Raw genomic sequence first — 6309 nt, 5'->3', positions numbered from 1 at the left:
GTGATGTCTTAAAGGATTCTTGAATGTTTTTTTATTGTTCAATCATGTCAAAGGCTTCTCCCTGTCATTTCGAACGTAGAGAGAAATCTATCATGCCTCAGGGTATAGACTTCTCCTTTCGTCGAAGTGACAAGGCAAGGTTTTTACATAGCAATCTAAATTTTGATGGAATGCAACTGGCGTTCCACTTTTCTTTTAGAACCCCGCTCCCTTTATCTTTTCCACCAACACCTGATTGATCTTTTCGTAGGACTGATGGGTCCAACCTGCGATATGCGGACTGAAAACCACATTGTGCCTGGAAGCTAATTTTTCAAACGCAGCCTTTTGGGCCTTGGTGAAAGTGGAAAATTTCTCGTTTTCCAGTACATCCAAAACAGCTCCAAGGATAATACCCTTATCCATAGCCTCATTCAAAGTATCAAAGGAGATGATTTCACCGCGGGCAGTATTGATAAAGTAAAAAGGCTTTGCAAACTGCTCGAGGACTTCCATGGTCAGAAAATTTCTAGTCTCTGGCGTCAAGGGCACATGCATGCTAAGTATATCCACCTCTTCCTGCAATTGCCTGAAGCCAACTTCAGTGACATGAAAAGTCCCGAAGCCGCTTTTATATTTGTCATATGCCAAAATATTCACATCAAACCCTGAGAGTTTTCTGGCAATTGCCCCACCCATATTTCCATAGCCAATGATCCCGAAAGTCTTTCCCTGTAATTCCTCACCTCTGTTTTCCTCTCTTTTCCAAATTCCTTTCTTCACTTCCTGATCTGCTTTGGCAATATGATTGAACAAGGACAAAAGCATCCCAATGGCCTGTTCTCCGACAGCATCTCTATTTCCTTCAGCAGCATGGAATAATTTAATATCTCTCCTCTCCAAATATTTCAGGTCAATCTTATCCAAACCTGCCCCCGCCCTTCCAATAAATTTCAGGTTTACAGCCTTTTCCAACAAAGGCTTATCCATAGGAGTTTTTGACCTGATGATCAATCCAGTATACTCTTCGATGATGGTCTCTATCTCCTTTCTTTCTATTGTTGGTTTATAATCAACTTGGTAACCTGCATCTTCCAACAAGGGAATAATACTCAAATGCATTTCATCGATAATCAGGATTTTCATTGAGATTGAGAGTTGTAAGGTTGGATAGTTATAGCGGGATTTTTAAATTGTTTTTTTGCCCCTTTGATTATTGAGACATTGGTTGCAAAGCTAAGGGATATTTGGGGAAAGCATAAGTAATAAATAGTGCTGGAAAGCTATCCTGATAATTTTTCTCGTATAACTTCCCAATAAATCTTAAGTTATATTGATTCTTGATTTTTCATCTGTCCGTAATCAAACCTAATTTTGATCAATAATTCACTTTTTCCCATTACAAATTCCTCGCATTGAAAGTATCTCCGTCCCTGACATCCCCGGTATCAAAGCCTTTTTTAAACCATCTTGCCCTTTGCTCTGAAGTACCATGGGTGAAGGAATCAGGGACTATCCTGCCTGTTGCCTGTTTTTGCAACCTATCGTCTCCTACTGCACTTGCTGCATTCAATGCTTCTTCAAGATCACCTGGCTCCATAAATTTTAAGGCTCTTTGGGTGTGATGCGCCCAAACGCCCGCATAAAAATCCGCCTGCAGTTCCAATCGGACCATCAACCTGTTAAATTCAGGTTCTGGAATCTTTCCTCTTTTGGATTGTACCATTTCCAAAGTCCCGTCCAATCTCTGTACATGATGACCTACCTCATGGGCGATGACGTAGGCTTGGGCAAAATCACCTGGAGCTCCCAATTTTTTACCCATATCCTGAAAAAAGCTCAAATCGATATATACCTTTTCATCTCCGGGACAATAAAAAGGGCCTGATGCCGAAAATGCAAATCCACAGGCTGATTCCACCTGACCGGAAAACAAAACTAAAGTAGGTTCCCTATATCCATCCATCAATTGATTCCATACATCTTCCGTGTCTGCCAATACGACAGCTGTCATTTCTGCCAATGCTTCTTCCCCAGCGCTTGGTTGATAATTTACTGATTGGGTTATCTGTCCATTTCCACCCCCTGTAAACTGTGCAAGCAGTGAAAGTGGATTGGTCCCTGTCAACCAAGTGATCAGAAAAAAAGCTGCAATGATTACTAACCCGGTTTTGGAAAACAGAATTTTAACCAAAGGGGCCAACATCATTGGGTTAATTCCTCCACCTCCTCCACCAAAATTCTGAGGTCTTTGACCTCTACGGTCTTCGATATTGCTGCTTTTGCGCCGGCCTTGCCATTTCATAATTGGTAGATTTGATATAAGAAAAATGAATATCCACAATGATGCCAGTTATCCAGTTAAGCTATCAAGAAATATAAATCACCGTCTCTCCGGGCTGAATCTCATCTTCATATTGAAACACCCTTTTTTTTCCCTCATTGTCCTGTATGACCAAAGGCAGTATTTTGCTCTTGCCGTGTTTGATTACCCAATCCCTGGTCCTAAGTTTATTGATAACGGTATGTTGCCTTTCAGAAAATTCACCGGAAATGATTTTTTTATTCCATGGTTCCAATTGAACCTTCATGGCAAAAACTGTAGAAGCTTTTATGGCTTCAAGGATGGACTTGCCTGCCCCATCCTCATCCATAGTGAGGAGGATATAGTTGTTATAAATATAAAAATTTTCCCTGGCTACCTGCGCCGCCAATAGATTTACTTCAGAGTTGACCGTCAGCCCTATAAACACAGTACTCTCATCTGCTTTCGCCTGTTGCATTATCACATCTTTCAGTGCGTTGCCGTGGGTACATTCAAACCCTCTTTCTCTGGCCAATTCGACCATCTCTAAATTGGCATCCACCATATGAACTATTGGATCCTTTTCATTCAGGTGTTTAGCCAATAATAAACTGACAGGATTGACTCCTAGTATAACAATTCCTTTTCTACCATCTACCTGAATCAATTCACCTCTTAACCTCAGCCAAGTGGTAGCCCATTTTAACATAAAGGGAACTGTAAACGTGGTGAAAATGGCCATAAAAACAAGTATTGAAAAAATGTTCTGATTGATAATACCCATCTCCAAACCTATCCCGGCTATTATGATTTCTACTGCCCCTCTTCCGTTCATTCCTGCACCTACTGTGATTCCTTCTCTCCACCCATGGCCACTTGGCAAATAGAACAACATCGTACCTAATATTTTACCTGCAATGGCCACAAAAACAATGGAAAGCAACATGACCAGGTCTGTTTGAAAAACATTGATATTCACATTGAATCCAGCTGAAACGAAAAAAATTGGTGCCATAAAACCTATGGAAACATCATAAAAAGATTTCTGTACTTCGCGTGCAATATTTTTTGGAAAAAGATTGTCCTTGATAAACAATCCGGCCATAAAAGCACCCAATATACTGTGCATACCTGCAAGTTCCGCCAATTCTGCATAACCAAAGGAAATGATCAGAATTAGCGTGAAATACATGGTACTACTTTGATTTTTAAACTTGGAGATCCTTCTACCCAAGATTGGCAGTAGATAATTCCCGATAAGAATAGTACCCACAAAAAATAAGATAGCTTTACCAATTACCAATAATAAGCCTGAAAAGTCCAATGAACCTGCATCTGCAAAACTGACTATTCCTGCAAAAATCACCAATGCCAAGGTGTCTGATATGAGTGCTCCGGCCATTAAAACATAGGCTATTCGGGTATTCAACAACTTCAGATCCACCAATATCCTGCTTTTGGTCGCAAGGGAAGTCACCCCCACTGCAATCGCGACAAACAATCCTGATGTCGGTGTTCCTCCAAAATAAATAATGGTATAGTATCCCAGCGCAAATGGAACCACAAAGCCACCTATCGCTGCCAATAATCCTGCCCAGGATGCTTTTTTCAAATCTGCAAAGTCAATTTCTATCCCTATATAGACCATCAATAAGGTGATGCCTATTTCAGCCAGGACTTTGATGGTTTCAGTCTCTTTGATCAACCCCAAAAGAGTTGGTCCCAATAAGATTCCAATGATAAGTTCACCCAAAATAGGTGGGTAGCCCATCCTTTTGGAAGCGATTCCTCCCAGCCATGCAGCTACCAACACCAAAAACAGATTGAGAATATTTAGTGTAAAACCTTCCATATTGTTTCAAAATGGCGCGAGAGCCTTAAAATATAATTTTCTTAGGTCTCTCCCAAATTCTATAATTTTCTAAGATAATAGATTTGGTGGTAGGAATACCATTTCTAAATTTCAAATTTCCCTTTTCCCATTCTTTTTTCAAAAAACAGAAGAAGTCAGAGAAAATATTTTTATGTATTTAAAAATGTAAATTAAATAGAAATTAACCTTTTATGGATTGAACCGCTTAACGGTGCTGATCTATAAGAATCAAATTTCCATCAGGGTCTCTCAGCGTCAGACTTGCAGGTCCTGAGGTTTGTTCATTTGCTTCTGTTTCAAATTTGACCCCTTTTTCTTTCAAATGCTGCTGAATAGACCTAACATCATCAAAGCTGTCAATGTTATAGGCATTTTGGTCCCAACCTGGGTTAAAGGTCAGGATATTGCCTTCAAACATTCCCTGAAACAAACCGATCAAGGTATCCTCGTTTTTCATGATCAGGTAATTGGACTCCATACTTCCTGCAAATACAGAGAAGCCCAGATTTTCATAAAATCCTTTTGAAACCTTAAGATCTTTGACACTGAGGCTTACCGAAAAAGCCCCTAATTTGATGTTTTCCATAGGTAAATTGGATTGTTTATTGGATAAGGATGAGTATTCAGTTTCTTTTGGAACGGGCAAAGTGGAGTTGAGATAAAACCCCAAAATGAATGATAAGACCAGGCCTGCTAAGACAAGAAGGGAATTTTTCATAGAGGTAAGAAATGAGGTTGTCGGACTAGACTATTAGCTGTTTTAATCAAGTTAAAATTGAGGTTCATCTACTTTTCAAAAGCCACATCATTCATTTCCAATTCCTCCTGTACATACTCCACATAGGCTGCATCCCGAAATGCAAACCATTGCTCCCTGAATTCTGAGGACTCTACCTCAGCTTTGAAATTGGCAAATGGACTTTTTCTATTCAAAATTTTGATCAGATTATCCCTGAAATACCCATCTTCTAACTCATCCACAAAGTTTTCCATAATTTGGAATCCTTCCCTAGAACTCATTTTCTCGATGGTGAAAAATCTCTTCCAGTTATTCTCAATTTCTTCTAACACTTCATCCCAAAAACCAAAATCATCCATGTCATCCATATCCAAAACACTTTTGTATTCTAAAGTGTCGATATTGACAAAGACCTTCATTCCACATTGGAGCTCCTGGGAGATATCGAAAACCTGTTTTTTGCTCAGTTGATTTGCCATGGTAAATAGATTATAGTATAAAGTTATAAAATTGAATTTAACCAAACGATTGATTTCTATTCAAAACGCCTAACCTCACAAATATCCACCAATATCAAGTATCCATAAATATCTAAAACATAAGGTTCAACGAACAATTTATTTTTAGGATTAATACCATTTTCAAAAAGATATATCACCCTTCCACAAATTCCAAAATATCTCCCGGCTGACAGTCCAAAACTTTGCAGATGGCTTCCAATGTACTGAAACGGATGGCTTTAGCCTTTCCGGTTTTGAGAATAGACAGGTTGGACAGTGTGATATCCACTTTTTCGGACAGCTCATTCAGAGACATTTTCCGCTTGGCCATCATTACGTCAAGATTCACGATTATTGCCATTGCTTAGACGGTTAATTCATTTTCGGATTGTATTTCCAGTCCTCTATTAAAAACTTTCGAAATAGCATAAATAATAATGCCCATCAAGAAGTATTCAAAGGCACCTCCCATATATTCTCCCATAGCAGGTAAGTCGAATCCCCTTTTTGAAAGCCATTTGAAATAGGCATTGGTAAAGATGATAAATACGGCGATTTCAATGGTAACCTGTCCGATTTGGGAAATCAATTTGGACACTTCTTTACTGAAAGGATGGGTCAGATTGATCTTCAGAAAAATCCTGATCATCAGATAAAATATATAAGCCTTTAATCCGGTAATCGCCACAATCAAAGAAAGCAACGCGATATAGTGCCGCATATCCTGTTCCATTAAGTTAGACAGGTTAAGCCCTTTATAAAGATTCTGAGCAACAATCGGGTTGAACAGACTATAGATAAAAGTAAATAATATTGCACCTGCTTGGATACATAGACCAATAAATATGGACCAGATCACAATAGTGATCAACATCAGTCTGGGTTGTGTTTCCCATTTTTTCTTCCATTCCAT

The 6309-nt window shown here is 39.1% G+C and carries 7 protein-coding genes; all 7 read right to left on the bottom strand.

Annotated features, from left to right (window positions below; translation table 11 throughout):
• Positions 1-195: 195 nt before the first annotated feature.
• The 7 genes from HMJ38_RS14685 to HMJ38_RS14655 all read right to left on the bottom strand — a co-directional run bounded on the left by HMJ38_RS14685 (position 196) and on the right by HMJ38_RS14655 (position 6309).
• Positions 196-1125: an NAD(P)-dependent oxidoreductase gene (locus tag HMJ38_RS14685; RefSeq protein WP_194975163.1), complete on the bottom strand. Its 930-nt coding sequence runs from the start codon at positions 1123-1125 to the stop codon at positions 196-198.
• 253 nt (positions 1126-1378) lie between these two features.
• On the bottom strand, positions 1379-2284 hold the full coding sequence (ypfJ, locus tag HMJ38_RS14680) for a KPN_02809 family neutral zinc metallopeptidase (RefSeq protein WP_194975162.1): 906 nt from the start codon (positions 2282-2284) through the stop codon (positions 1379-1381).
• Between the two features lie 64 nt (positions 2285-2348).
• Positions 2349-4136, bottom strand: a complete 1788-nt coding sequence (locus HMJ38_RS14675; protein WP_194975161.1) for a cation:proton antiporter — start codon at positions 4134-4136, stop codon at positions 2349-2351.
• Between the two features lie 226 nt (positions 4137-4362).
• A complete protein-coding gene (locus HMJ38_RS14670) occupies positions 4363-4875 on the bottom strand; it encodes a VOC family protein (RefSeq protein ID WP_317174530.1) in 513 nt (170 codons plus the stop codon).
• 68 nt (positions 4876-4943) lie between these two features.
• Complete coding sequence (locus tag HMJ38_RS14665; protein ID WP_194975160.1) at positions 4944-5375, bottom strand: UPF0158 family protein; 432 nt, start codon at positions 5373-5375, stop codon at positions 4944-4946.
• Positions 5376-5550: 175 nt separating this feature from the next.
• Entirely contained in the window at positions 5551-5757 is a 207-nt protein-coding gene (locus HMJ38_RS14660) for a helix-turn-helix domain-containing protein (RefSeq protein WP_194975159.1), read from the bottom strand.
• A 3-nt stretch (positions 5758-5760) separates the two neighbouring features.
• Entirely contained in the window at positions 5761-6309 is a 549-nt protein-coding gene (locus HMJ38_RS14655; RefSeq protein ID WP_194975158.1) for a DUF2975 domain-containing protein, read from the bottom strand.

The sequence above is a fragment of the Aquiflexum lacus genome (assembly GCF_015476655.1).
Lineage (GTDB): Bacteria > Bacteroidota > Bacteroidia > Cytophagales > Cyclobacteriaceae > Aquiflexum > Aquiflexum lacus.
This window is presented reverse-complemented; position numbering and strand designations above follow the sequence as displayed.

What these genes read in the sequence shown, in the direction of transcription:
- HMJ38_RS14660 (WP_194975159.1), bottom strand. Translation starts at nt 5,757, where the DNA reads ATGGCAATAATCGTGAATCTTGACGTAATGATGGCCAAGCGGAAAATG.
- ypfJ (WP_194975162.1), bottom strand. Translation starts at nt 2,284, where the DNA reads ATGAAATGGCAAGGCCGGCGCAAAAGCAGCAATATCGAAGACCGTAGA.
- HMJ38_RS14675 (WP_194975161.1), bottom strand. Translation starts at nt 4,136, where the DNA reads ATGGAAGGTTTTACACTAAATATTCTCAATCTGTTTTTGGTGTTGGTA.
- HMJ38_RS14665 (WP_194975160.1), bottom strand. Translation starts at nt 5,375, where the DNA reads ATGGCAAATCAACTGAGCAAAAAACAGGTTTTCGATATCTCCCAGGAG.
- HMJ38_RS14670 (WP_317174530.1), bottom strand. Translation starts at nt 4,875, where the DNA reads ATGAAAAATTCCCTTCTTGTCTTAGCAGGCCTGGTCTTATCATTCATT.
- HMJ38_RS14655 (WP_194975158.1), bottom strand. Translation starts at nt 6,309, where the DNA reads ATGGAATGGAAGAAAAAATGGGAAACACAACCCAGACTGATGTTGATC.
- HMJ38_RS14685 (WP_194975163.1), bottom strand. Translation starts at nt 1,125, where the DNA reads ATGAAAATCCTGATTATCGATGAAATGCATTTGAGTATTATTCCCTTG.